This is a genomic window from Streptomyces sp. NPDC014623, from assembly GCF_043088245.1.
Classification (GTDB): domain Bacteria; phylum Actinomycetota; class Actinomycetes; order Streptomycetales; family Streptomycetaceae; genus Streptomyces.
Window position 1 is genome coordinate 14,253 of record NZ_JBIBZU010000002.1, and the last position, 26,177, is coordinate 40,429.

The 26,177-nt window shown below is 69.2% G+C and carries 21 protein-coding genes and 2 tRNA genes; 3 read left to right on the forward strand and 20 right to left on the reverse strand.

The window, feature by feature from the left end:
• Positions 1–44: 44 nt before the first annotated feature.
• From ACF1FZ_RS04160 to ACF1FZ_RS04220, 13 genes are all read right to left on the reverse strand, one after another.
• Entirely contained in the window at positions 45–824 is a 780-nt protein-coding gene (locus ACF1FZ_RS04160) for a TIGR03936 family radical SAM-associated protein (protein WP_391771824.1), read from the reverse strand.
• 122 nt (positions 825–946) lie between these two features.
• Entirely contained in the window at positions 947–2,089 is a 1,143-nt protein-coding gene (locus tag ACF1FZ_RS04165; RefSeq protein WP_391771825.1) for a hypothetical protein, read from the reverse strand.
• A 77-nt stretch (positions 2,090–2,166) separates the two neighbouring features.
• The gene (locus ACF1FZ_RS04170) at positions 2,167–4,092 is read right to left on the reverse strand and encodes a TIGR03960 family B12-binding radical SAM protein (protein WP_391771826.1); all 1,926 of its coding nucleotides are present in this window, start codon (positions 4,090–4,092) and stop codon (positions 2,167–2,169) included.
• A 50-nt stretch (positions 4,093–4,142) separates the two neighbouring features.
• A complete protein-coding gene (locus ACF1FZ_RS04175) occupies positions 4,143–5,672 on the reverse strand; it encodes a CHAD domain-containing protein (protein ID WP_391771827.1) in 1,530 nt (509 codons plus the stop codon).
• 51 nt (positions 5,673–5,723) lie between these two features.
• Positions 5,724–6,917, reverse strand: coding sequence for a rod shape-determining protein RodA (gene rodA / locus ACF1FZ_RS04180; protein ID WP_391771828.1), 1,194 nt, complete (start codon positions 6,915–6,917; stop codon positions 5,724–5,726).
• Complete coding sequence (mrdA, locus tag ACF1FZ_RS04185) at positions 6,917–9,094, reverse strand: penicillin-binding protein 2 (RefSeq protein ID WP_391771829.1); 2,178 nt, start codon at positions 9,092–9,094, stop codon at positions 6,917–6,919. Before mrdA ends, rodA begins: the two co-directional genes overlap by 1 nt.
• A gap of 79 nt (positions 9,095–9,173) precedes the next feature.
• Positions 9,174–9,836, reverse strand: coding sequence for a rod shape-determining protein MreD (gene mreD / locus ACF1FZ_RS04190; RefSeq protein WP_391771830.1), 663 nt, complete (start codon positions 9,834–9,836; stop codon positions 9,174–9,176).
• A gap of 11 nt (positions 9,837–9,847) precedes the next feature.
• Positions 9,848–10,906: a rod shape-determining protein MreC gene (mreC, locus tag ACF1FZ_RS04195; RefSeq protein WP_391771831.1), complete on the reverse strand. Its 1,059-nt coding sequence runs from the start codon at positions 10,904–10,906 to the stop codon at positions 9,848–9,850.
• 97 nt (positions 10,907–11,003) lie between these two features.
• Positions 11,004–12,023, reverse strand: coding sequence for a rod shape-determining protein (locus ACF1FZ_RS04200; protein WP_391771832.1), 1,020 nt, complete (start codon positions 12,021–12,023; stop codon positions 11,004–11,006).
• 293 nt (positions 12,024–12,316) lie between these two features.
• On the reverse strand, positions 12,317–12,730 hold the full coding sequence (ndk, locus tag ACF1FZ_RS04205) for a nucleoside-diphosphate kinase (RefSeq protein ID WP_014156293.1): 414 nt from the start codon (positions 12,728–12,730) through the stop codon (positions 12,317–12,319).
• Between the two features lie 196 nt (positions 12,731–12,926).
• A complete protein-coding gene (locus tag ACF1FZ_RS04210; protein WP_391771833.1) occupies positions 12,927–13,295 on the reverse strand; it encodes a DUF4233 domain-containing protein in 369 nt (122 codons plus the stop codon).
• 3 nt (positions 13,296–13,298) lie between these two features.
• On the reverse strand, positions 13,299–14,822 hold the full coding sequence (locus tag ACF1FZ_RS04215) for a bifunctional folylpolyglutamate synthase/dihydrofolate synthase (RefSeq protein ID WP_391771834.1): 1,524 nt from the start codon (positions 14,820–14,822) through the stop codon (positions 13,299–13,301).
• A 123-nt stretch (positions 14,823–14,945) separates the two neighbouring features.
• Positions 14,946–17,567 (reverse strand): valine--tRNA ligase, encoded by a 2,622-nt coding sequence (locus ACF1FZ_RS04220; protein ID WP_391771835.1) that lies wholly within the window; start codon positions 17,565–17,567, stop codon positions 14,946–14,948.
• A gap of 136 nt (positions 17,568–17,703) precedes the next feature.
• Here ACF1FZ_RS04220 and ACF1FZ_RS04225 point away from each other — a divergent pair, with 136 nt between their 5' ends.
• Entirely contained in the window at positions 17,704–18,669 is a 966-nt protein-coding gene (locus ACF1FZ_RS04225; protein ID WP_391771836.1) for a hypothetical protein, read from the forward strand.
• A gap of 65 nt (positions 18,670–18,734) precedes the next feature.
• On the opposite strand, the gene clpX is transcribed toward ACF1FZ_RS04225, so the two are convergent.
• From clpX to ACF1FZ_RS04250, 5 genes are all read right to left on the reverse strand, one after another.
• The gene (clpX, locus tag ACF1FZ_RS04230) at positions 18,735–20,033 is read right to left on the reverse strand and encodes an ATP-dependent Clp protease ATP-binding subunit ClpX (protein WP_033299392.1); all 1,299 of its coding nucleotides are present in this window, start codon (positions 20,031–20,033) and stop codon (positions 18,735–18,737) included.
• 156 nt (positions 20,034–20,189) lie between these two features.
• Positions 20,190–20,873, reverse strand: a complete 684-nt coding sequence (locus ACF1FZ_RS04235) for an ATP-dependent Clp protease proteolytic subunit (protein WP_031091966.1) — start codon at positions 20,871–20,873, stop codon at positions 20,190–20,192.
• A gap of 67 nt (positions 20,874–20,940) precedes the next feature.
• Positions 20,941–21,546: an ATP-dependent Clp protease proteolytic subunit gene (locus tag ACF1FZ_RS04240; protein ID WP_031091967.1), complete on the reverse strand. Its 606-nt coding sequence runs from the start codon at positions 21,544–21,546 to the stop codon at positions 20,941–20,943.
• A gap of 290 nt (positions 21,547–21,836) precedes the next feature.
• Positions 21,837–23,252 carry a trigger factor gene (gene tig, locus ACF1FZ_RS04245; RefSeq protein ID WP_391771837.1) on the reverse strand — a complete coding sequence of 472 codons (1,416 nt, stop codon included), beginning with the start codon at positions 23,250–23,252 and terminating at the stop codon, positions 21,837–21,839.
• Between the two features lie 149 nt (positions 23,253–23,401).
• Positions 23,402–23,478: transfer RNA gene (locus ACF1FZ_RS04250), tRNA-Pro, on the reverse strand.
• Between the two features lie 162 nt (positions 23,479–23,640).
• Here ACF1FZ_RS04250 and ACF1FZ_RS04255 point away from each other — a divergent pair.
• Positions 23,641–23,711: transfer RNA gene (locus ACF1FZ_RS04255), tRNA-Gly, on the forward strand.
• A gap of 74 nt (positions 23,712–23,785) precedes the next feature.
• Here ACF1FZ_RS04255 and ACF1FZ_RS04260 read toward each other — a convergent pair.
• Positions 23,786–24,130: a DUF1330 domain-containing protein gene (locus tag ACF1FZ_RS04260; RefSeq protein WP_391771838.1), complete on the reverse strand. Its 345-nt coding sequence runs from the start codon at positions 24,128–24,130 to the stop codon at positions 23,786–23,788.
• A gap of 194 nt (positions 24,131–24,324) precedes the next feature.
• Positions 24,325–24,519 carry a hypothetical protein gene (locus ACF1FZ_RS04265; RefSeq protein WP_069172794.1) on the reverse strand — a complete coding sequence of 65 codons (195 nt, stop codon included), beginning with the start codon at positions 24,517–24,519 and terminating at the stop codon, positions 24,325–24,327.
• Between the two features lie 478 nt (positions 24,520–24,997).
• Here ACF1FZ_RS04265 and ACF1FZ_RS04270 point away from each other — a divergent pair, with 478 nt between their 5' ends.
• Positions 24,998–26,161, forward strand: a complete 1,164-nt coding sequence (locus ACF1FZ_RS04270) for an acyltransferase family protein (RefSeq protein ID WP_391771839.1) — start codon at positions 24,998–25,000, stop codon at positions 26,159–26,161.
• Positions 26,162–26,177 lie beyond the last annotated feature (16 nt).

Sequence of the window (26,177 nt, forward strand, 5' to 3'; positions counted from 1 at the left end):
CCCAGGTGGCTCCCGAGTCCAAGGGCTGCGCTACAACGACCGCCTTACGCGGAACCTGCACCATCCGGCGCCGTCGCGGCGGCGGCCTGATCGGCCGTGGGAACGGCCGGGGCTGCCTCGCGGTCGGGCGCGAGCGGGTCGGTCACCGTGCCGGACTCCTCGTCGAAGAGCCCCTGCGCCAGCCTGGTCACCGCTGCGGGGACCGGCGGCTTCAGGTCGGCCACAGCTCGGAGACCGGACAGGACGTCGTCGGGTCGCACGGCAGGTGTCACGTGCCGCACTACCAGGCGCAGTATCGCACAGGGCCTGTCCCCGGACCTATCGGACTGTGGATCAAGGGCCTGGAGGCCGGCGACCGCCGCGCGGGCGTCGAAGGTCCGCATGCCGTTCTTCGCGCGGCGCTGGACCTCGACGGTCCCGGCACCCATGAAGGCGGTGACGGCCTTCTCGGCGTCCTGGACGCTCACCCCGTCCAGCCGCATCTCCCACACGGACGCGGTCAGCCGGTCGGCGAGGCCCGAGGTGCGGGCCTCCACCGCGTCGATGACGTCGAGGCCCTCGGGCATCGACGCGTCGAGCAGTTCGCGCAGGGTGTCCGGATCCCGCGCCTCGGTGAGGGCGATCTCCAGGAATTCGGCCTCACTGCCCGTACCCGTGGGGGCGGCGTTGGCGTACGACACCTTCGGATGCGGGGTGAAGCCCGCCGAGTAGGCCATGGGTACCTCCGAGCGGCGCAGGGCCCGCTCGAAGGCACGCTGGAAATCTCTGTGACTGGTGAACCGGAGGCGGCCCCGCTTGGTGTAGCGCAGTCTGATGCGCTGCACCGCCGGTGCGGGCGGCGGGCCTTCGGGCTGTCGCTTGCCCAGTGGTTCTTCTCCTCGGTGCGGGGCGGCCGCGGTGACGTGCCGCCCACGAAATACGTGGCGCCCCGGGGTGCCGCTCCGGCTCACCCCCGCTCGACGGTTTCGCCGGCCGGCGGGAAGATCTCGGACGCGTGCGCCGCTCTGGGGACAGTCGTTGTCCTACCCAGGGTACGCGCAGCGGACTCTTCGAATTCCCGCACGCCCGTGACCTGCGGCGCTCCCACCAGCACACGCCACGCGTCCTTGCGCGCCGTGCGAAGGGTCTCCCGGGCCGAGGCCAGGGCGCTGCGGGCCGCGCGCCCGGCCTCCGAAGCGGCACGCCTGACGGGTGCCCACGCCGTGTCGCGGAGGAAGTGTCCCACCGGCGCGCACAGCGTGCGGTAGGCCCAGGTCACCGGCGCACCGACCAGGTGCCACGCCAGCCAGGCCAGTGCGCGGCCCACGGCGCGCGAGACGAACCCGGCGACCCGCCAGGCGACTTCGACGGCCCCCGCGATCTCCCGGCCCACCGGGGCCAGGACCCGTCGGTACACCCACACGAGCGGCAGCACGAGCAGCGTCATGACCAGCCGTGCGGCAGCGGTCCAGAGACCCCGCCCGGCAGCGGCCAACCCCCGTCCGGTCATGCCGAGCGTCCACCCGATGCCGTGTCCGACCGGGGTCAGCACGTGCCGGTACGTCCACGCGACGGGCAGCACGAGCAGGTGGGTGACGAGCCGGTCCGCCGCCGTGCCGAGCGGCTTCACGCCGTACCGCCACATCCCGAGGGCCGGCCGCACCAGGAGCACGGTGACGAGCCAGGTCACCGACGGGACGAACAGCCTGTCGTACACCCACCGGAGCCCGCGTCCGGCCGGAGCGAGTACGGCCGCGTGGAACCATCCCATCGGGACGACGAGGCCGTACCGGACGAGGGGGACGACCACGTACCGCCACAGTCCCGCCCAGGGCCACACCAGAAGCGCCACCGCCAGCCAGGCGAGAGCCCTCCCGGCCGGGGCGAGCACATGGTCGTACAGCCACTCCATCGCCCGCCCCAGGGGGCGCAGCAGCACCCGCTCCACGACGCGGCCACCCGCGAGGAGGAGGTCGTGGAGCAGGCGTACGGGCAGGACCAGGACCAGCATCACGATCCGCACCGGGACCCTGACGAGGACCGTCAGCCAGCCCTCCCCGACCTCGTACGGCGTAGGCGGCGGGCGGTGCTGCTGCTCGTCGGAGTCCATGCCCTGCATGACGCGAACGCCCGGCCCGGAGTTTCCCGGGCCGGGCGTCCGTCACCGGGCTGTCACCCGGAGGGGGCCTACTTCACGACCGTCAGCGGCAGGAGTTTCTTGCCGGTGGGGCCGATCTGGATGTCCAGGTCGAGCTGCGGGCACACGCCGCAGTCGAAGCACGGCGTCCAGCGGCAGTCCTCGACCTCGGTCTCGTCGAGCGAGTCCTGCCAGTCCTCCCAGAGCCAGTCCTTGTCGAGGCCGGAGTCGAGGTGGTCCCAGGGCAGGACCTCCTCGTAGGTCCGCTCGCGGGTGGTGTACCAGTCGACGTCCACCCCGAAGGCGGGGAGCGTCTTGTCCGCGCTCCTCATCCACAGGTCGTAGCTGAAGTGCTCACGCCAGCCGTCGAAGCGGCCACCGGACTCGTAGACCTCACGGATGACGGAGCCGACCCGGCGGTCCCCGCGCGAGAGCAGGCCCTCGACGATGCCGGGCTTGCCGTCGTGGTAGCGGAAGCCGATGGAGCGGCCGTACTTCTTGTCGTCACGGATCTTGTCCCGGAGCTTCTTCAGCCGGGCGTCGGTGTCCTCGGCGCTGAGCTGCGGGGCCCACTGGAAGGGGGTGTGCGGCTTGGGCACGAAACCGCCGATGGAGACGGTGCAGCGGATGTCGTTCTGCCCGGAGACCTCACGGCCCTTGGCGATCACGTTGACCGCCATGTCACCGATCTGGAGGACGTCCTCGTCGGTCTCGGTGGGCAGGCCGCACATGAAGTACAGCTTCACCTGACGCCAGCCGTTGCCGTACGCGGTGGCGACGGTGCGGATCAGGTCCTCCTCCGAGACCATCTTGTTGATGACCTTGCGCATGCGCTCGGAGCCGCCCTCGGGGGCGAAGGTGAGACCCGACCTGCGGCCGTTGCGCGTCAGCTCGTTGGCCAGGTCCACGTTGAACGCGTCGACGCGGGTGGAGGGCAGCGAGAGGCCGATCTTGTCCTCGGTGTACCGGTCGGCGAGGCCCTTGGCGATGTCACCGATCTCGGAGTGGTCCGCGGAGGAGAGCGACAGGAGGCCGACCTCCTCGAAGCCGGTGGCCTTGAGGCCCTTCTCCACCATCTCGCCGATACCGGTGATGCTTCGCTCCCGCACGGGGCGCGTGATCATGCCGGCCTGGCAGAAACGGCAGCCCCGGGTGCAGCCCCGGAAGATCTCCACGGACATCCGCTCGTGGACGGTCTCGGCGAGGGGGACGAGCGGCTGCTTGGGGTACGGCCATTCGTCGAGGTCCATGACGGTGTGCTTGGACACACGCCACGGCACACCGGACCGGTTGGGCACGACGCGGCCGATGCGGCCGTCGGGGAGGTACTCGACGTCGTAGAAGCCGGGGACGTAGACGCCGCCGGTCCTCGCGAGGCGGAACAGCACCTCCTCGCGTCCGCCGGGCCGGCCCTCGGCCTTCCAGGCGCGGATGATCTCGGTGATCTCCAGGACGGCCTGCTCGCCGTCGCCGATGACCGCGCAGTCGATGAAGTCCGCGATCGGCTCGGGGTTGAACGCGGCGTGGCCGCCCGCCAGCACGATCGGGTGGTCGACGGTGCGGTCCTTGGACTCCAGCGGGATGCCCGCGAGGTCCAGGGCCGTGAGCATGTTGGTGTAGCCGAGCTCGGTGGAGAAGCTGAGGCCGAACACGTCGAAGGCGCCGACGGGACGGTGGCTGTCCACGGTGAACTGCGGCACCTCGTGCGCGCGCATCAGCTCCTCGAGGTCCGGCCACACGCTGTACGTGCGCTCGGCGAGGACTCCCTCGCGCTCGTTGAGCACCTCGTAGAGGATCATGACGCCCTGGTTGGGGAGCCCGACCTCGTAGGCGTCCGGGTACATGAGTGCCCAGCGGACGTCGCATTCGTCCCACTGCTTGACGGTGGAGTTCAGCTCACCGCCGACGTACTGGATGGGCTTCTGCACGTGCGGGAGCAGAGCTTCGAGCTGCGGGAAGACCGACTCGGCAGACATCTGTGGACCTTCGTAGCTGGCAGGGGTGACCATCAAGCGTAACCCGGTGCTCAGCCTTTCAGCGCCGCGCGCAGCCCCGGGTGCGACGCCCGGGCCCAGACCTCGGGCAGTTCGCCCTCCCGCGCCGCCGCCGCGGCCTCCTCCCTGCCGTACAGGAGCCCCCAGGTGAACGCGGACTCCCCCGCACCGTGCGCCCGGACGGCCAGGGTGCGCAGGGCGCCCCGGGCCACGACACTGTCCTGGTGGTCGCCGAGGACCGACTGCACGGTCTTCATCCGCTTGGCGAACTTCTTGGCCGGCTTCCCCAGGGCAGGCCTGGCGGCCTCCGCGGCGTAGCGGACACGCTTGGCGGCCTTGCGGGCCTCGTGCATGGCCACGTCGCGCTCCGCGCCCGGCGGTTGCCGCAGGGCGTGCCCGACGCGGACCGCGAGGCGTTCGTAGTCCTTGAGCACGGCACGCGGCAGGGCGTCCCGCGGCGCCCGAGCGGCCGCGGGGCGCAGGGGCGGGTCGGCGAGGAAGGCGTCGAGGGAGTCCAGCAGGGTGAGGTAGCGCTCCGTGTCGAGCGCCGCGACGACCCGCTGCCGCGCATCGGTGTGCCGGGCGACGGAGGTGAGCTGCAGCCGGGCACTGACGGGGCCCAGGAGCAAGGGTTCGGACAGTGCGTCCACATGGGCGCGGAGCCGTGCTTCGAGGACTTCCTGGTCCCGTTCCGTCCCGAGCTCCGCGGCGAGCCACTTCAGCTCGTCGCGCAGCGGATCGGTGACGGTCCGGTCGAGAAGCCCGCGGTAGGTCCTGAAGGCGCTGCGCAGCCGGCGGGTGGCGACCCGCATGCGGTGCACGCTGTCGGGCAGGTCGCGGCGTACGGCGGGATCGAGCTCGACGAGGGCCGAGACCTGGCGGCGTACGTAGGCGAGCACGTGGTCGCCCGCGCTGCGCGGGGAGGGCTCCTTCTTCTTCGTGCGCCGCCGCTTCCCCGGGGCGGTGTCGGCCAGTGCCCTGGAGAGCTTCGACGGCACGGCCGAGGGCCGGATTCCCGCCTTGCGCAGCCGCCGCTCGACGGCGTCGAGGAGGGCGGGGTCCACGCCGTCGGCCAGCTCGACCTCCACCTCGGTCCACGCCGAGGTGGTGCCGTGCCCCTCTTCGGTGAGGCGCTCCGCGAGGACCTCGTCGATGCTCACCTCGGCGAGCAGGGCGCCGTCCTCGTCGAGGAGGTGGTGGACGTCCCGGGCGGAGAGGATCCGGACGACGGGGGTCACGGGTGTGTTCCGCACGCGGGAGCGGAGCAGCCCGGCGAGGCCGGGCGGCAGGGTGTCGCCGAGCGGGGCCCGGATCTCGTCACGGATGTCCGCGGAGACGGGGACCTTGAGGTGCCACCCCTCGTCGTCACCACCGGTTCTGCGGCGCAGTGTGAGGGAGTCCGCGGCCAGCCGGAAGTCCTCGGTGTCGTAGTAGACGGCGTCGAGTTCGCTCAGGCCGCGGTGGACGACTGCCGAGACCCCGGCCGCACGGGTCAGGTCGGGCAACCGGGTCTCGGGAGTCGCTTCGTACTTTCGCTCGACCTCACGCTTGGAGTCCGCCATATGACGAACCTATCCGCGATCGCCGGGGGTATGCAGGACGGAGCGAAGTGCTCAGGCCGACATCGGCCGCTGCACCTTGATCGACTGGAGCAGCCCGACGGCCACCCAGACGGCGAACATCGACGATCCTCCGTACGAGACGAAGGGCAGCGGAAGTCCGGCCACCGGCATGATCCCGAGCGTCATCCCGATGTTCTCGAAGGACTGGAAGGCGAACCAGGCGATGATGCCGGCGGCCACGACCGTCCCGTACAGCTCGGTCGTACCGCGGGCGATCCGGCAGGCGCGCCACAGGACGATCCCGAGCAGGACGATGATCAGCCCGGCTCCGAGGAAGCCGAGCTCCTCGCCCGCCACGGTGAAGACGAAGTCGGTCTGCTGCTCGGGGACGAACTGGCCCGTCGTCTGGGACCCGTTGAAGAGTCCGGTGCCCGTGAGTCCGCCGGAACCGATGGCGATGCGGGCCTGGTTGGTGTTGTATCCGACGCCCGCCGGATCGAGCGCGGGGTTGGCGAAGGCGGCGAACCGCGCGATCTGGTAGTCGTCGAGCAGTCCGAGCTGCCAGACGGCGAGCGCTCCGGCGGTGCCCGCGCCGAGGAGCCCGAAGACCCAGCGGTTGGACGCGCCGGAGGCGAGGAGCACGCCGAGCACGATGACCGCCATGACCATGACGGAGCCGAGATCGGGCATCAGCATGACGACGGCCATCGGGACGACCGCCAGGCCGAGCGCCTTGGCGACGGTCCGGTGGTCGGGGTGCAGCTGGTCCCCCGCGTCCACCCGGGCGGCGAGCAGCATCGCCATGCCGAGGATGATCGTGATCTTGGTGAACTCGGAGGGCTGGAGGGAGAAACCGCCGCCGATGATGATCCAGGCGTGCGCGCCGTTGACGGTGGCGCCGAGCGGGGTGAGGACCGCGAGGACCAGCAGGATCGACAGACCGTAGAGGACCGGCACCGCTCCCCGCAGGGTCCGGTGCCCGAGCCAGACGGTCCCGATCATCAGCGCGAGGCCGATGCCGGTGTTGAGCGCGTGCCGGAAGAGGAAGTAGTACGGATCACCGTGGGTGAGGGACTCACGGCCGCGGGTCGCCGACCAGACCAGCAGCGAGCCGATGAAGGACAGGGCGAGGGACGATCCCAGCAGGGGCCAGTCCAGCCGGCGCACGACGGAGTCGCGCGCGGTGAGCCTGGCCCAGACGCCGCGTTCCTCGGGACCGTAACGGGGGACGGAGAAACCTGCCATCAGTCCCGCCTCCCCGGGGATGCGGGAAGAGCGCCCGCGAGCGCCTGTGTGCCGTCCTCGGCGGGGGGCTCGGGAACGTAGGGCTTGATCTTGGGCGACTCGATCTGTCCGTCCGGCTTGATCTTGGGCAGGGCCTTCTGGGGTGTGGGCAGCAGTGCCTTCCCGAGGTCCTGCTTGCCGGTCGCGTCGAGCCCGTAGAGCGCGTTGTAGATGTTGCGCACGGCAGGGCCGGAGGCGCCGGAGCCGGTGCCGCCCTGGGAGATCGTCATGACGATCGAGTAGTCCTTGGTGTACGTGGCGAACCAGGAGGTGGTCTGCTTGCCGTAGACCTCGGCCGTGCCCGTCTTGGCGTGCATCGGGATCTTGTCCTGGGGCCATCCGCCGAACCGCCAGGCGGCGCTGCCCCGGGTCGCGACTCCCGCGAGGGCTTCGTCTATCTTGTCGCGCGTGTCCCCCTTGAACGGCAGCTTGCCGTGGGCCCGGGGCGCGATCTCCTTCACGGTCCTGCCGTCGCCGCTGACGATCGCCTTGCCGACGGTGGGTTTGTAGAGGGTGCCGCCGTTGGAGATCGCGGCGTAGATGGTGGCCATCTGGATCGGGGTGACGAGGGTGTCGCCCTGCCCGATCGAGTAGTTGACGGAGTCACCGGCACGCATCTTGTTGCCCTCGAGACAGCCTTCGTACGCGATCTTCTCGACGTACGTGCCGTCCTTCTTGCCCTGCTTGCACCAGGACGCCTTGTTGGCGTCGTAGAACTCCTGCTTCCACTGACGGTCGGGGACGCGGCCGGGGACCTCGTTGGGGAGGTCGATGCCGGTCTCCTTGCCGAGACCGAACTGGTGGGCCGTCCTGTAGAACCAGTCTCCCGGGTTCTTCTTCGGCTTGTTGCCGCCGTCCTTCGCCCATTCCTTGTGTGCCAGGCCGTAGTAGACGGTGTCGCAGGAGACTTCGAGGGCGCGCCCGAGGGAGATGCTGCCGTACCCCTGGGACTCGAAGTTCTTGAAGACCTGGCCGCCGATGGAGTAGGAGCTCGGGCACGGGTAGTTGCCGTCGAAGTCGTACCCGGCGTTGACCGCGGCGGTCGAGGAGACGACCTTGAAGATCGATCCGGGTGCGGCGGTCCCCTGGATGGCCCGGTTCAGCAGCGGGAAGTTGGACTTCTTCCCGGTGAGCTTCGCGTAGTCCTTGGCGGAGATGCCGCCGATCCAGGCGTTGGGGTCGTACGTCGGCAGGGAGGCCATGGACACGATGCGGCCGGTCCTGGACTCCATGACGACGACGGCGCCGGAGTCGGCCTTGTACAGCTCGTTGGTGTTGCGGTCCATCTCCTTGCGGGCCGTCTCCATGGCCTTGTTCAGCTCGTACTCGGCGACGGCCTGGACCCGGGCGTCGATCGAGGTGACGACGCTCGCGCCGGGCTCCGCCTCGTCGTTCTGCGCCTGGCCGATGACGCGTCCGAGGTTGTCGACCTCGTACCGGGTGACGCCGGCCTTGCCGCGGAGTTCCTTGTCGTACGTGCGTTCCAGGCCGGAGCGGCCGACCTGGTCGGAGCGGAGGTAGGGCGAGTCGGTGTCCTGGGCCTTGGTGACCTCTTCGTCGGTGACCGGCGAGAGGTAGCCGAGGACCTGGGCGGTGTTGGCCTTGCCCGGTGCGGCGTAACGGCGTACGGCGGTGGGCTCGGCGGTGATGCCGGGGAAGTCCTCGGCCCGCTCACGGATCGTGAGGGCCTGCTGGGTGGTGGCCTCGTCGGTGACGGGGATCGGCTGGTAGGGCGAGCCGTTCCAGCAGGGCTGCGGGGTCTTGGAGTCGCAGAGCCGGACCTTGTCCTGGACGTCCTTGGGCTTCATGTCCAAGACGTCGGCCAGACGGGTGAGGACGGCGACGCCGTCGTCCTTCATCTTCATCAGCTCGGTGCGGCTCGCCGAGACGACGAGGCGTGTCTCGTTGTCGGCGAGGGGAATACCGCGCGCGTCGAGGATGGATCCGCGGACGGCGGGCTGCACGACCTGCTGGACGTGGTTGTTCTTGGCCTCGTCGGTGTACTCCTGCCCGTTGCGGATCTGGAGGTACCAGAGCCGGCCGCCGAGCGTCAGCAGCAGGGAGAAGACGAGCACCTGGATGATGATGAGACGGATCTGGACCCGCGGGGTCCGGCCCGTCTCCGGGATGTTGCTCACGGGGCGCCCCCGGTGGTGGTGGGTCGGCGGGGTGCACGGGTGCGGCCGTCCCCGCTGCTCGTCCGGTGCCGGTACGGCCTCACAGTCGCTTGACCCCCTTGATCCTTCCTGCACGTGCGGCACGGCTGCGGGCCGCCCTCAGGCGCATCCCGCTCCGCTGGCTGCCGATCCGCAGCCCGGTGCCCGAGGCCAGCCAGCCCGCGGCCACGTCGGCGCTGCCGGAGCTGTCGGCGACCGGGTCGTTCTCGGTCCGTCTGGCGAGTGCCATGATCAGCGGAACGGTGAACGGCGCGAGGAGCAGGTCGTACACCACCGCGGTGAACAGCAGGCTGCCCAGGCCCACATGACGGGCCGCCGTGTCGCCGACGAGGGCGCCGACACCGGCGTACAGCAGGGTCGATCCGAGCGCCGCGGCGAAGACGAAGGCCATCGGGGTGAACGCCGACTTGAGCTGGCCCTTCTCCGGGCGGGCCGTACCGGCGAGGTAGCCGATCACGCACAGGACCAGGGCGTAGCGCCCGGCCGCGTGGTCGGCGGGCGGTGCCAGGTCGGCGAGGAGACCCGCGCCGAAACCGATGAGGGAGCCGCTGACGGGCCCGTACACGAAGGCGAGTCCGAGGACGACGAGGAGCAGCAGGTCGGGCGTGGCGCCGGGCAGCTGGAGGCGGGCGAGCACGGAGACCTGGATGACCAGGGCGACCATGACCAGGGTGACGGAGAGCAGGATCCTGTTGAAGCGCATGGCGGTCAGCTCTATTCCTGCTCGTTCGCCGTGTCGTCGGCGGCCGGGTCGGTGTCGCCGGTGGCGTCGGGGGAGGCACCCGGGGAAGCGGACGCGCCGGGCTTCTCGTTGATGTTCCCGACGACCTTCCCGCTGCCGTCGACGAGGTCGCCGTTCGGCTGGACGGTGACGGTGACGGTGGGGGCGGGCTTGGGCTTCTCCGGCTTCCTGGGCTGTGCCGGAAGGACCATGTCCCGGGGGTTCTCGCGGGGTGCCTGTACGACGATGCCCACGATGTCGAGCTTGGTGAAGCCGACGAACGGGCGGACGTAGACGGTCCTGGTCAGGTCGCCGCCCGACGGGTCGACGCGGACGACCTCGCCGACCGGCACACCGGGGACGAAGGGCTTGTTCCTGCTGGACCCGAAGGTGACCAGCCGGTCGCCCTTCTTCACATCGGCCTTGCCGTTGAGGAACTGGACCGCCAGCGGCCTGGACCCCTGCCCGGTGGCGAAGCCGAGTTCGTCGGTCTTCTCCAGCCGGGTGCCGACGTTGAAGTCGGGGTCGTTGGCCAGGAGCACGGTCGCTGTGTCAGGGCCGACGGTGGTGATCCGGCCGACCAGCCCCTCGCCGTTCAGCACGGTCATGTCGCGCTGGAGGCCGTCCTTGGCCCCCGCGTCGATGGTGATGGTCCAGGAGAAGCCCTGCGCCGCTCCTATCGCGATGACTTCGGCGGCCTTGATGCCGTACTGGCCGGCCCCCGCGCTCTTCAGCATGGCGTCGAGCTGTCGGACCTTGCTGGCGTTGCGGTCGTCGCTGCCCAGCCTGGTCTTCAGCGCGGCGTTCTCGTGCTCCAGTACCGCGATCCGGTCATGCCGGTCGCCGGAGTCCCGTACGGCGCCGATGGCGTTGCCCACCGGGTCCACCGCCGCCGCGACGCCGTTCTCGACCGGTCCGAAGACCGTGGCCGCGGCCTGCCGGGCTCCGTCCACCGGTGACTCCTCGCCACCGCGGATGTCCACCGTGATCAGGGCGAATGCGATGGCGATCAGCAGCACCAGGAGCAGCCGGCTCTCTCGTGTGTCCCTCACGTGCGGCGGCCGTGCCTTCCTCGTCGGAATGTTCGTGCCTGTATACCGACGTTCCGCCGTACGGGAGGGCAGTGCCCGTACGGCGGAACACCGTGTCCTACCGTCGGGGCTGGGCGTCCAGCACCTGCTGGAGTGCCTCGAACTCCTCGACGCACTTACCGGATCCGAGCGCCACCGAGTCCAGCGGGTCCTCGGCGATGTGGATCGGCATGCCCGTCTCGTGGCGGAGCCGTTCGTCGAGTCCGCGCAGGAGCGCGCCGCCGCCGGTGAGGACGATGCCGCGGTCCATGATGTCGCCCGAGAGCTCCGGCGGGCACTTGTCGAGCGTCGTCTTCACGGCGTCGACGATCGCGTTGACCGGTTCCTCGATGGCCTTGCGGACCTCGGTCGCGGAGATGACCACGGTCTTGGGCAGGCCCGAGACCAGGTCGCGTCCGCGGATCTCGGTGTGCTCGTCCTTCTCCATCTCGTAGGCCGAGCCGATCGTGATCTTGATCTGTTCGGCGGTGCGTTCACCGAGGAGGAGGGAGTACTCCTTCTTGACGTGCTGGATGATCGCGTTGTCCAGCTCGTCACCGGCGACCCGGATCGACTGGGCGGTGACGATCCCGCCGAGTGAGATCACGGCGACCTCGGTGGTGCCGCCACCGATGTCGACGACCATGTTGCCCGTGGCCTCGTGGACCGGGAGGCCGGAGCCGATGGCCGCGGCCATGGGCTCCTCGATGATGTGCACCTGGCGCGCGCCTGCCTGCGTCGACGCCTCGATGACGGCGCGCCGCTCGACCCCCGTGATGCCGGAGGGCACACAGACGACGACCCGCGGGCGGGCCAGGTAACGGCGCTTGTGGATCTTGAGGATGAAGTAGCGGAGCATGCGCTCCGTGATCTCGAAGTCGGCGATGACGCCGTCCTTCAGAGGCCGCACGGCAACGATGTTGCCCGGTGTGCGGCCGATCATCTTCTTTGCCTCGGCGCCGACCGCCAGGATTCCGCCGGTGTTGGTGTTGATGGCCACGACGGACGGCTCGTTCAGAACGATGCCGCGCCCCCTGACGTACACCAGCGTGTTGGCAGTCCCGAGGTCGATAGCCATGTCACGGCCGATGAACGACATTGAGTTCCCCTTGTTCCCCATGAGGATGCGTCTGGCCTTCCCAAGAAGCGAAGAATGGCTTGTTCCGGGTAGGCGAGGGTTGGCGCTGCGGGCGCGGAAGCTTCCATCGTAGTGCCGTATGCACGGACACAGCGCGAGGGTCCTTCGCCGTGGCGGGTGGAACGGCTGCCCGTCCCACCCATGGTGACGTTACGTCGGGGGGATGCGTTCCCACGATACGTGTCCATATGCCGAAGGGCGGCCGAATTACTTCGGTCGCCCCAGGTCATGAGCGCTGATTGGCGGAGCCGAAGTCAGGAAAGTCCGGGAAAGAAGAGCTTGAGTTCTCGCTCCGCGGACTCCTCCGAGTCCGAGGCGTGGATGAGGTTCTCCCGGGTGATCGTGCCGAAGTCGCCGCGGATCGAGCCGGGCGCGGCGGCGATCGGGTCGGTGGGGCCGGCCAGGGCGCGGACGCCCTCGATGACCCTCTCGCCTTCGGCCACCAGGGCGACGACGGGGCCGGAGGCCATGAACTCGACCAGCGGCTCGTAGAACGGGCGGCCCTTGTGCTCGCCGTAGTGCTGCTCCAGGGTCTCCTGGTCGAGCGTGCGCAGTTCCAGCGCGGTGATCGTCCAGCCGGCCTTGCGTTCGATGCGGCCGACGATCTCGCCGATCAGCCCACGCCGTACGGCATCGGGCTTGAGAAGGACGAGGGTGCGCTGGGTCATGTGCGGCTCCTTGCAGACTTTCGGTGCGGGTGAGGGCGAGATTACAGGTGTACGCGAACGGCCCTACGGCCGGGTTTACGACCCCGCCCGCGACCGGCAGCGGGAAAGGAGCGGGGTCCGGGCTCTTCGAAGCCGAGGCGGAGACTCCGGGCGCCTCGACGCTCCCGCCGGTCACGGGTGAGGTCGATACGTTGCGTCATCCTTGGGCCGGAGCCTGTGTGCTCCCCTGCTCCTCGGCCTGGGCCGCCCACCGCGCCTTGGCCTCGTCGATCCTGCGGCCGTAGTGCACGGAGGCCCACCACAGGGCACCGAAGATCACACCGAGGACGAACATCATGGGGACGAAGAAGCCGCTCAGCACCAGCAGGACCTGGAGCACCCAGCCGAGCTGTATGCCGCCCGGCCGGGTGATCACACCGCAGAGCAGGACGGACAGCAGCATGCCGACGCCGCAGACCGTCCAGACCGTGGCCATGGACAGGTCGTCGGACTTCATCGCCACGAGTCCCGCGAAGCCGATGACGAAGAATTCACCGATCAGTGTCGATGCGCAGAGCGTACGCACAGGTCAGCGCCTTCCCAGGAGCAGCCGGGCCTCGCCGACCGTGATCACGGACCCGGTCACCAGGACTCCGGCGCCCGCGTATTCGGCCTCTTCCTCGGCGAGGGTGATCGCCGCCTCCAGCGCGTCGTCCAGGCGTGGCTCGACCTGGACGCGGTCGTTGCCGAAGACCTCCACGGCGATCGCGGCCAGAGCGTCCGCGTCCATGGCGCGCGGACTGGAGTTCTGGGTGACGACGACTTCGGCGAAGATCGGCTCGAAGGCCTCCAGGAGCCCCCGGACGTCCTTTCCGTCACTCGCACCGACGACTCCGATCAGCCGGGAGAAGCTGAACGCCTCGGAGATCCCCTCGGCGGCGGCGAGACCGCCGGCCGGGTTGTGCGCCGCGTCCAGGACGACCGTCGGGCTGGACCGCACGACCTCCAGGCGGCCCGGCGAGAGCACCGTGAGGAAGGCCTTGCGGACCACTTCGGCGTCGAGGCTGCGGGCCTGCTCCGCGCCGATGCCGAAGAACGCCTCGACGGCGGCCAGCGCCACCGCCGCGTTGTGCGCCTGGTGCGCCCCGTAGAGCGGCAGGAAGATGTCGTCGTACTCGCCGCCCAGGCCCCTCAGGGTCAGCAGCTGACCGCCGACCGCGATCTCCCGGGAGACGACACCGAACTCCATGCCCTCGCGGGCCACCGTGGCGTCGACCTCGACCGCCTTCTTCAGCATGACCTGGGCGGCGTCCACCGGCTGCTGGGCCAGGATCACCGTCGCGTCCTGCTTGACGACGCCGGACTTCTCAGCGGCGATCTCGGCGGCGGTGGAGCCGAGGCGGTCGGTGTGGTCGAGCGAGATGGGGGTGACGACGGCGACCGAGGCCTCGATGACGTTCGTCGCGTCCCAGGTGCCGCCCATGCCGACCTCGACGACCGCTACGTCGACCGGCGCGTCGGCGAAGGCCGCGTACGCCATGCCCGTCAGCACCTCGAAGAACGAGAGGCGGTAGGGCTGCTGGGCGTCGACCATCTCGACGTACGGCTTGATGTCGTTGTACGTCTCGATGAAGCGCTCGGCGTCGACCGGGGCGCCGTCCAGGCTGATCCGCTCGGTGATCGACTGGACGTGCGGGGAGGTGTAACGGCCGGTGCGGAGCTCGAAGGCGTTCAGCAGGGCCTCGATCATGCGAGCCGTGCTGGTCTTGCCGTTCGTCCCCGTGATGTGGATCGAGGGGTAGGCGCGCTGTGGCTCGCCCAGCACGTCCATCAGGGCCGCGATGCGGGTCACCGAGGGCTCGAGCTTGGTCTCGCCCCAGCGTCCGGCGAGCTCCTGCTCCACCTCGCGCAGCGCCCGGTCGGTCTCGGGGTCGGCGGGGCGGTCGGGAACCGCCTGGCCCTGGGGAGGGCCCGACTGGGCGCGCAGTGTCCGGCTCCCGGCCTCGATCACCGCCAGGTCGGGGTCGCGCTGGGTCTCTTCGTCGACGATCTCCGCGAAGGTGCCGTCGGGATCTGACGCGTCGTGCCGGTCTGAAGGGCGGGGCTCACTCACAGGGCCAGTCTACGGATGGCCGCGGACATCGCGTGCAGCGCCCGCTGCCGCGATCCCCGCGGGTACGGCGGAGCCCCCGCGCACCCGGTCGGTCGGGTGCGCGGGGGCTCCGCACTCACCTCATCAGCTCTTCGGCAGGTTCGCCAGCTGGGCCGTGATCCGCTCGATGTCGGCTTCCGCCTTGGCGAGCCGGCCACGGATCTTGTCGACCACGTGGTCCGGGGCCTTGGCCAGGAACGCCTCGTTGCCGAGCTTGCCGGTGGCCTGGGCCTTCTCCTTCTGCGCCGCCTCCAGATCCTTCGTGAGGCGCTTGCGCTCGGCCGCCACGTCGATCGTCCCGGACAGGTCCAGGGCGACGGTGGCCCCGGCGACCGGGAGGGACGCGGTGGCCTGGAAGCCGTCCCCGGCGGGCTGGAGCCGCAGCAGCTGGCGGATGGCCGCCTCGTGCGGGGCGAGCGCCGTGCCGGTCAGGGTCAGCTCGGCCGGGACCTTCTGGCCGGGCTGGAGGCCTTGGTCGTTGCGGAAGCGGCGGACCTCGGTGACGACCTGCTGGACGAGCTCGATCTCCTTCTCGGCCGCGTCGTCGCGGAATCCGGAGTCGCCCGGCCACTCGGCGATGACGATCGACTCGCGCCCGGTGAGCGCGGTCCACAGCGACTCCGTGACGAACGGGACGATCGGGTGCAGCAGCCGCAGCATCACGTCCAGGACCTCGCCGAGGACCCGGCCCGAGACCTCGGCCGGGCGTCCGCCCGCGAAGAAGGTGGTCTTGGAGAGCTCGACGTACCAGTCGAAGACCTCGTCCCAGGCGAAGTGGCGCAGCGCTTCGCTGATCTTGGCGAACTGGTAGTCGTCGTAGAACGCGTCGACGTCCGCGACCGTCTTGTTGAGGCGGGACAGGATCCAGCGGTCGGTGACCGACATCTCCTCGACCGGGGGAAGCCCGCCCTCGATCGTGGCGCCGTTCATCAGGGCGAAGCGCGTGGCGTTCCAGATCTTGTTGGAGAACTTCGCCGAACCCTGGACCCACTCCTCACCGATCGGCACGTCGGTGCCCGGGTTGGCGCCGCGCGCGAGGGTGAAACGCAGGGCGTCGGAGCCGTACTTGTCCATCCAGTCCAGCGGATTGACCACGTTGCCGAAGGACTTCGACATCTTCTTGCCGTGCTCGTCGCGGACCATCCCGTGCAGGACGATCGTGCCGAACGGCGGGACGCCGTCGTTGACGTACAGGCCGAACATCATCATCCGGGCGACCCAGAAGAACAGGATGTCGTAACCGGTGACCAGGACGGAGTTCGGGTAGAACTTCGCCAGGCTGTCGGTCTGTTCGGGCCAGCCGAGCGTGGAGAAAGGCCACAGGCCGGAGGAGAACCAGGTGTCCAGGACGTCACTGTCCTGGGTCCAGCCCTCGCCGGTGGGCGCCTCGTCGTCCGGTCCGACACAGACGACCTCGCCCTCGGGGCCGTACCAGACGGGGATGCGGTGGCCCCACCAGAGCTGGCGCGAGATCGTCCAGTCGTGAAGGTTGTCGACCCAGTCGAAGTACCGCTTCTCCATCTCCTGCGGGTGGATCTTGACCTTGCCGTCGCGGACGGCGTCACCGGCCGCCTCGGCGAGCGGGGCGACCTTGACCCACCACTGGAGGGAGAGGCGCGGCTCGATGGTGGTCTTGCAGCGCGAGCAGTGGCCGACGGAGTGGACGTACGGGCGCTTCTCGGCGACGATCCGGCCGTCGGCGCGCAGGGCGGCGACGATGGCGGAGCGGGCCTCCAGACGGTCCAGGCCCTGGAAGGGCCCGGGGACGGTGATGACGGCGCGCTCGTCGAGGACCGTGAGGAACGGCAGGTCGTGGCGCTTGCCGATCTCGAAGTCGTTCGGGTCGTGCGCCGGCGTCACCTTGACGGCGCCGGTGCCGAACTCCGGGTCGACGTGGTGGTCGGCGACGACGGGGATCGCACGGTCGGTCAGCGGCAGCTTGATCTGCTTGCCGATCAGGTGCTGGTAGCGCTCGTCGTCGGGGTGGACGGCGACGGCGGTGTCGCCGAGCATCGTCTCGGCGCGGGTCGTGGCGACGACGATGGTCTCGTCCCCCTCGCCGTACTTCATGGAGACGAGCTCGCCGTCGTCCTCCTGGTACTCGACCTCGATGTCCGAGATCGCGGTCAGGCAGCGCGGGCACCAGTTGATGATGCGCTCGGCGCGGTAGATCAGCCCGTCGTCGTACATCTGCTTGAAGACGGTCTGGACGGCCTTGGACAGGCCCTCGTCCATCGTGAAGCGCTCACGGGACCAGGCGACGCCCTCGCCGAGACGGCGCATCTGGCCGGAGATCTGGCCGCCGGACTCGTTCTTCCACTGCCAGACGCGCTCGACGAACGCCTCGCGGCCCAGGTCGTGGCGGGACTTGCCCTCCTTGCCGAGCTCACGCTCGACGACGTTCTGGGTGGCGATGCCGGCGTGGTCCATGCCCGGCTGGTACAGCGCCTCGAACCCCTGCATCCGCTTCCGGCGGACCAGCGCGTCGATCAGGGTGTGCTCGAAGGCATGGCCCAGGTGGAGGGAGCCGGTGACGTTCGGCGGCGGGATGACGATGCTGTAGGGCGGCTTGTCGCTGTGCTCGTCGGCTTCGAAGTAACCGCGTTCCACCCAGCGCTCGTACAGCTTCCCCTCCACATCGGCCGGCGCGTACTGGGTCGGCAGTTCGGGGGTGCTGGCTGGCTGCTGCGCTGCGTTCTCGGTCACGCCCCACAGTTTAGGGGCGTCGCAGTCGTGCGCCGAAACCGGTTTACCGAGTGACGGTGTGCGCCCGGATGCCCGGCCCGGGCGCCACTTCCGTCAGGATGTCCGGAACGCATGAACATCCGGAGGGGACAGCGCCATGAGCTACAACCAGCCAGGGCCGTACGGCGGACAGCCGCCGCAGGGGCAGCCCGGACCGTACGGTGGGCAGCCCGGACCGTACGGCGGTCCGCCGCCGCAAGGGCCGCCGCAGGGACAGCCCGGTTACGGCTACCCGCAGCAGGCCCCCCAGGGCGTCCCGCCGCAGCAGCCCCCGCCGCCGGGCTACGGCTACCCGCAGGGGCAGCAACCGGGACCGTACGGCCAGCAGCCTCCCGCTCCGCCCTACGGCGGTCAGCCCTACGGGGGTCAGGTCCCACCACCCCAGGGCGCGCCGAAGAAGAAGACCGGGTTGATCGTCGGGGCGGTGGTCGTGGCGCTGGCCGTCGTAGCGGGAGGGGCCTGGTTCCTGACGTCGGGGGACTCCACGCCGGCCGCTTCCACCAAGGGATACAAACTCACCCCTGCCCCCGCGGTGGACGACTACAAGAGGGCCGGGGAGGGGAAGACGACCCCCCTGACGGGTGAGACGAAAGCCGAGGCCGAGACCATGGGGATCAAGAATCCGAACAAGGTGAGCGCCTCGTACCTGGCCGGTGCGGCGAAGGACGTGCCCGCCGCGAAGGCGCTCATGCTCACGGGCTACTGGGGTGAGTTGAGCGACCCCGCGAAGACACTCGACTCCGTGTTCGCCAACCCCGCGATGGCGGGGCAGGGCGAAGGCACCACGTTCGTCGGCGACGCCGAGGCCGTCGAGCCCGAAGGGTTCGACGGCGGTCTGATGAAGTGCCGGAGTCTCAGGGCGGTCAACAAGGCTGCCGACGGTTCGGCGGAGAACGGGCCCGCGGCAATCGTCACGCCGCTCTGCGCGTGGGCCGACGACAGCACACTCGTCATGGTCGTGGGTGCCGACCGCAACGCGATGCTGGCCGGCAAGGCCATGCCGCAGGACGAACTGGCCGCTCTCACCGCCAAGCTCTACAACACCTCACGCACGAAGATCTGACCCGCGGAACCGAAGGGGCGCCCGGCCGTCGGCCGGGCGCCCCTTCGGCGTAGGTGCCGCTGCCGCTACGCGGACTTCTCGTGGCGGCCGCCGTCGTTCTTGCCGATCGTGCGCGGCTCGCGCGGGACCAGCGTCGGATTGACGTTGTTGCGGACGACGTCCGGGGTGATGACGACACGGGCCACGTCCTTGCGGGACGGCACCTCGTACATCACGGACTGGAGGACCTCTTCCATGATGGCGCGCAGACCGCGCGCGCCCGTCTGGCGGAGGATGGCCTGGTCGGCGATGGCCTCGAGAGCCTCGCGCTCGAAGTCCAGCTCCACGCCGTCGAGTTCGAACAGGCGCTGGTACTGCTTCACCAGAGCGTTGCGCGGCTCGATCAGGATCTGGAGCAGCGCCTCGCGGTCCAGGTTGTGGACCGAGGTGAGCACGGGCAGGCGGCCGATGAATTCGGGGATCATCCCGAACTTCACCAGGTCCTCCGGCATGACCTCCTGGAACTGGTCGCTCGCCTGGATCTCCAGCTTGGAGCGGATCGTCGCGCCGAAGCCGATGCCCTTGGCGCCGGCCCGCGACTCGATGATCTTCTCCAGGCCCGAGAAGGCGCCGCCCACGATGAACAGCACGTTCGTCGTGTCGATCTGGATGAACTCCTGGTGCGGGTGCTTCCGCCCGCCCTGCGGCGGTACGGAGGCGGTGGTGCCCTCCAGGATCTTCAGCAGGGCCTGCTGGACGCCCTCGCCGGACACATCGCGCGTGATCGACGGGTTCTCGCTCTTGCGGGCCACCTTGTCGATCTCGTCGATGTAGATGATCCCGGTCTCGGCCTTCTTGACGTCGTAGTCAGCGGCCTGGATCAGCTTCAGCAGGATGTTCTCGACGTCCTCACCGACATAGCCGGCCTCCGTCAGCGCCGTCGCGTCCGCGATGGCGAACGGGACGTTGAGCATGCGGGCCAGCGTCTGTGCGAGGAGCGTCTTGCCGGAACCCGTGGGGCCCAGCAGCAGGATGTTGGACTTGGCGAGCTCGATCGCGTCGTCGCGATTCGCGCCGCCGCCGTTCTCCCCGGCCTGGACCCGCTTGTAGTGGTTGTACACAGCGACCGAGAGGGCTTTCTTCGCGGGCTCCTGCCCGACGACGTACCCCTCGAGGAACTCGTAGATCTCGCGCGGTTTGGGGAGCTCCTCCCACCGCACCTCGGAGGTCTCGGCGAGCTCCTCCTCGATGATCTCGTTGCAGAGATCGATGCACTCATCGCAGATGTACACACCGGGTCCCGCGATGAGCTTCTTCACCTGCTTCTGGCTCTTTCCGCAGAACGAGCACTTGAGCAGGTCGCCGCCATCACCGATGCGTGCCACGAGGTGCTTCCCCTTCGCCTGGGAGCAGCCTGGTTCAGCGGCTCCTGGTGCCTCTATCCGACGGTACCTTGCCTGGCCCCCCGTTCGGGCCCCCCTTGGCACGGTTCACACGGCCGGAACCGTGGACACGGGATGTGCCAAGGGGAAAGACCGACGTCAGACGGACGCGCCTGCGGTTGTCTTACGGGTGGAGACAATCTGGTCCACCAGACCGTACGCCAGTGCGTCGTCAGCGGTAAGGATCTTGTCGCGCTCGATGTCCTCGCTGATCTTCTCCAGCGGGGTGGTCGAGTGCTTGGCCAGCATCTCCTCGAGCTGCGTGCGCATCCGCAGGATCTCGTTGGCCGCGATCTCCAGGTCGGAGAGCTGCTCGCGGCCGGTCTGCGAGGACGGCTGGTGGATCAGCACACGGGCGTGCGGGAGCGCCATGCGCTTGCCCGGGGTCCCCGCGGCCAGCAGGACGGCGGCGGCGGAGGCCGCCTGGCCCATGCAGACCGTCTGGATGTCCGGCTTCACGAACTGCATCGTGTCGTAGATCGCGGTGAGCGCGGTGAACGAGCCGCCGGGGCTGTTGATGTAGATCGAGATGTCACGGTCCGGGTCCATCGACTCCAGGCACAGCAGCTGCGCCATGACGTCGTTGGCCGAGGCGTCGTCGATCTGGACGCCGAGGAAGATCACGCGCTCCTCGAAGAGCTTCGCATACGGGTCGTACTCACGCACGCCCTGCGAGGTGCGCTCCACGAAGCGCGGGACGACGTAACGGTTGTCCACCTGCGGGCCGGTGTAGAGACCGCTCGCGGAGGCGCCGGAGAAGTTGTTCATGTGGGTGTTCACCATCCTGGTGGCGTATCTGTGGGCTGGGGGTCTCGGCGTACGAGAGGGTGCGGGGTGGTGCACGCCCGGATCAGGCGCCGGTGCCGCCGCCGCCCGGAATGCCCGACGCGACCGAGATGATCTCGTCGATGAGGCCGTAGTCCTTGGCCTCCTCGGCGGTGTACCAGCGGTCACGGTCGCCGTCGCGGATGATCGTCTCCACGGTCTGGCCGGAGTGGTGGGCGGTGATCTCGGCCATCCGCGTCTTCGTACGGAGCAGGTACTGCGCCTGGATCTTGATGTCCGAGGCGGTACCGCCGATGCCGGCCGAACCCTGGTGCATGAGGATGTCGGTGTTCGGGAGCGCGAAGCGCTTGCCCGCCGTGCCTCCGGTGAGCAGGAACTGGCCCATCGAGGCCGCCATGCCCATACCGATGGTGACCACGTCGTTCGGGATGTACTGCATGGTGTCGTAGACCGCCATGCCCGCCGTCACCGAGCCGCCGGGGCTGTTGATGTAGAGGTAGATGTCCTTGTCGGGTTCCGCGGCAAGGAGCAGAAGCTGTGCGGTGATCTTGTTGGCGATGTCATCGTCGACCTGCTGGCCGAGGAAGATGATGCGCTCGCCGAGCAGTCGGCTGTAGACCTGGTCACCGAGGCCTCCACCGAGGGACGGCTCTCCGGCGGCGTAGGGCATCAGATTCGTCACGTATCCACCTGCTCGTCTCTGACGGCTCCGGCCGTCTCAGCGTCTTCGTACCGGGTGGGCCGGGACTACCCGACCCTTCCTCTTCATGGACCCTAACGCGCAGGTGGGACAACGCCATCCCGCTTCCCCAACTGTTCGCTGGGAGCGCAAGGTGAGCAGTCCGCACAAGGGTTCCCGGGCGTGCCACCGGGACGCGCGGGCGCCGATACGGCGGCGGGCCCCGGACGCGGTACGTCCGGGGCCCGCCGTGCGGATCAGATCAACGGTCGGAGCGGGGCTCAGGCCTCGTTCTTCTCGTCCTTCTTCTCGTCGGCCGCCTCGGTGGTGTCCGCGGCGGCCTCGGCCGTTTCGGTGGCCTCGTCCGTGGCGTCCGCCGTCTCCTCGTCGTCTTCGAGGTCGACGACCTCACCGTTGGTGTCGGTGACCTTGGCGGCCTCGACGACGACGGCGAGCGCCTTGCCGCGGGCGACCTCGCCGACGAGCATCGGCACCTGGCCGCCTTCGACGACGGCCTGGGCGAACTGGTCGGGGCTCATTCCGGAGGACTGGGCGCGCCGCATGAGGTGCTCGGTGAGCTCCTCCTGGTTGACGTTCAGCTTCTCCTTGTTGACGAGCTCGTCAAGGATGAACTGGGTCTTGATGCCCTTGATGGCCTGCTCGGAGGTCTCGTTCTCGAACTCCTCCAGCGTCTTGCCCTGGATCTCGAGGTACTTCTCCAGGTCGAGACCCATCTGGCCGAGCTGGTGGTGCTCGAGGTTGTGCTTGCGGGTCTGGACCTCGTCCGCGAGGAGCTTCTCGGGGATCGGGACCTCGGCCAGCTTCAGCAGCTCCTCGAGGACGCGCTCCTGGGCCTGGGTGGCCTGGTCGTACTGCTTGGTGTTCTCGAGGCGCTTGCGGCTGTCCTCGCGGAGTTCGGCGAGCGTGTCGAACTCGCTCGCCATCTGCGCGAAGTCGTCGTCCAGCTCGGGCAGTTCGCGGGAGGCGACGGCGGTGACCTTGACGGTGACCTCCGCTTCCTTGCCCTCGGCGGAGCCGCCCTTCAGCTCGGAGGTGAAGGTGGCCTCGCCACCGGCCTCCAGGCCGGTCACGGCCTCGTCGATGCCTTCGAGGAGCTCACCGGAACCGATGGTGTACGAGACACCCGCGGCCACGCCGTCCTCGAGGACCTCTCCGTCGACCTTGGCCTCCAGGTCGATCGTCACGACGTCGCCCTCGGCGGCGGCGCGCTCGACCGGGTTGGTCGAGGCGAAGCGCTCGCGGAGCTGCTCCACGGCCTTCTCGACCTCTTCGTCGGTCACTTCGAGTGCGTCCACGGTGACCTCGATGCCGGAGTAGTCCGGGATCTCGATCTCGGGACGGACGTCCACCTCGGCGGTGAAGGCCAGCAGCTCGCCGTCCTTGAGCTCGGTGATGTCAACCTCGGGCTGGCCCAGAACGTTGAGCTCGCCCTCGTTGACAGCCTCGGTGTAGAACTTCGGGAGGGCGTCGTTGACGGCCTCCTCCAGCACAGCACCACGGCCGAACCGCTGGTCGATGACGCGGTTGGGGATCTTGCCCTTACGGAAGCCCTTCACCGTGACCTGCTGGTTGATCTTCTTGTACGCCGCGTCGAGGCTGTCCTTGAGCTCCTCGAAGGGCACCTCGATGCTGAGCCGAACCCGAGTCGGGTTCAGGGTCTCCACGGCGCTCTTCACGGTTCGGTCTCCTTGGTGGCTGACTTTTGGGGTTCTGCTGGGCCGCCGAGAGGCGGCTTCGCGGATCGAGCCCGGTACATCAGACACACGGGCACGCAATTTGCATAGTAACTGCAAGGGGGAGGACTCCCACAATGCGATCTTGCAGGTGGTCGGGGTGGCCGGATTCGAACCGACGACCTTCCGCTCCCAAAGCGGACGCGCTACCAAGCTGCGCCACACCCCGTCGGTGCGACACGTAGGGTACATGCCTACGGGCGTCGATTCGGCCGCTTTGCTCGGGCCGCGCCCGAGGCCGTCACGGGGCACACCGGTACGGGTGTGCGCGCACCTCCCCCGACCCGCTACGATGCTTTCCGTACCGCGGTCCACCGGACCTGCGGCACGTGCGGGCGTAGCTCAATGGTAGAGCCCTAGTCTTCCAAACTAGCTACGCGGGTTCGATTCCCGTCGCCCGCTCCGACGGCCTGGGGCCGGGCAGAGGACTTCCCCTCTGTCCGGCCCCCAGCCCGTTTGCGCGCGTGGCCCCGCCGTCAGGAGGCCAGCGCGTCCCGCATCGCCCTGGCCGAGGCAGTCGCGTCGTAGTCCCCGGGGACGCCGTCCACCAGGATGATGTCGCCCTCGATGTGCCGCGAGCGCAACGGCGCGATCTCCCTGTACGCGGGAGAGTCCCACCAGGCCCGCGCTTCGGCGATCCCGGGGAAGCCGAGCACCACGACACTGCCCGGCCAGCTGCCCTCCTTCACCTCGTGCGGCATGAAGTGCACCAGGAAGCTGCCGCCGTACTCCTCGAAGGTGGCGGGGAGCCGTTCGACGTACTCGGCGATGTCCGGGTGCGGGGCGGCCTCTCTCAGACGGGCTATGGCGTAGGCGGGCATGGCGTCCTTCCGGTCGGCGGAACTCCTCGGGCCGGGAGCATCGCACGCCCGTCCGCCGGGATCGATGACCTCTCGGGTAATCGGCTCACGCCCGCCGGCCGGGGCGGGCCGTACGGCCGGCCTCGCTCCCCCGCCCGGCCCATGCCTGTGCCCCGGTCGGCGGACGTGCGCCGGCCGGGCCCTGCCGCGCCGCCTCAGAAACTGATCTGGTTGATCGTGTCGGCTATCGAGTTCATGAACCTGTTGATCGAGGGCGCCATGCCCGTCGACGCCAGGAAGAAGCCGAACAGCACGGCGACGACCGCCGGCCCGCCCTTGAGGGATCCGCCGCGGATGAACACCACCAGGACGATCCCCAGCAGAAGCACCACAGACAGTGAAATGGCCACGACTGATCACACCCTTGGTCGGTCCGCCTTGCCGGCCCGGTGGTGTGCGGCCCAGCACGCCACCGTCGCGACCATCGTGCCACCAACTCCCCTGTGGTTGCTGCCGGGTGACGGAGAGGAATGGCCGGATCGCGTCGTCCTCCTGCCCGGCGCCCCCCGGATGCAATCCGGCACGCGCCATACCCGGCGGGGGCGGCGCCGGCCGATCGGCAAATCTGTGCGCCTGCTGTGCGCAAGGAAGTTCGAATAACGACCGATGTGATCGTTTCCATATCCCCACACTTCGTCCACAGCGATTCGACAGCGCTCTGTGCGACGAAATTCACTTCCCCAACAGGCCGACGATATGCCGCATTTAAGCGGGATGAATCACCACGTAACACCCGGTTGCCGGTGGTTTCACTTTTGAATGACCGGGAACGCGCAATTTCTATTGAGAGTTTTACGCATGCCGACGGGCGGGTCTAAGGTGCATCAGATGTCCCAAGCTCCGAGCGAAATGCAGCAGGCCCCGATCCACCCGGAGAGCCGGGAATCGGAGCCGAGAAACGAGCAGACCCCGACCGCCCGGGGGGCCCTCTCCCCCGCCTCGCGGGCGGCGTCGGCCCGTACCGCGGAGCCCACGTCGGCCAAGCGCCGAGACGCGTACTTCGACAATGTGAAGTACCTCGCGATCGTGCTCGTCGCCGTGGCCCACGCGTGGGAGCCGGTGATGGACGGCAGCCGCGCGACGCGCGCGCTGTACATGGTCGTGTACACGTTCCACATGCCGGCGTTCATCCTCGTCTCCGGCTACTTCTCACGCTCGTTCGACATGAGCCCGGCCAAGGTCAAGCGCCTCGTCACCGGGGTCGTGGTGCCCTACGTGCTCTTCGAGACCGCGTACTCGCTCTTCAAGCGGTACGCCGGCGGCGCGGAGGACACCCCCGTCACCCTGCTCGACCCGTTGTTCCTCACCTGGTTCCTGATCGCCCTGTTCATCTGGCGGGTCACCACACCGCTGTGGCAGTCGCTGCGCCACCCACTGCCGGTCGCCCTGGCCATCGCCGCGCTCGCCTCGGTGACTCCGGGCATCGGTGACGACCTGGACCTGCAGCGCGTCTGCCAGCTCCTGCCGTTCTTCGTGCTCGGTCTGCTGATGAAGCCGGAGCACTTCCAGCTGATCCGGCGGCGTGAGATCCGGATGCTCGCCCTGCCGCTGGCCGCCGGGGCTCTGGCGTTCGCCTACTGGGCCGCGCCGCGCATGCGGCTCGGCTGGTTCTACCGCAGCAACAGCGCCCAGGAGATGGACTTCCAGTGGTGGACGGGTCCCGTGATGACCCTGGTGATGTTCGGCTGCGCACTGCTGCTCACGATCGCGTTCCTCGCCTGGGTGCCGCGCCGCCACCTGTGGTTCACCGCGCTGGGCGCCGGAACGATCTGCGGCTACCTGCTGCACGGCTTCCTCGTGAAGGGCGCCGGCTACTACGGCCTGTTCGACCGCTACGAGTGGCTCACGGGGCCCGTAGGGCTCGTCGTCGTCTCCCTCGTCGCGGCCGTCGCCGTGACCCTGCTCTGCACCCCACCGGTCCGGCGTGTACTGCGTTTCGCGACCGAGCCCGACATGAAGTGGGCCTTCCGCCGGAGCCCGGTCGCGCGCTGAGCCTGTCCGGATCGGC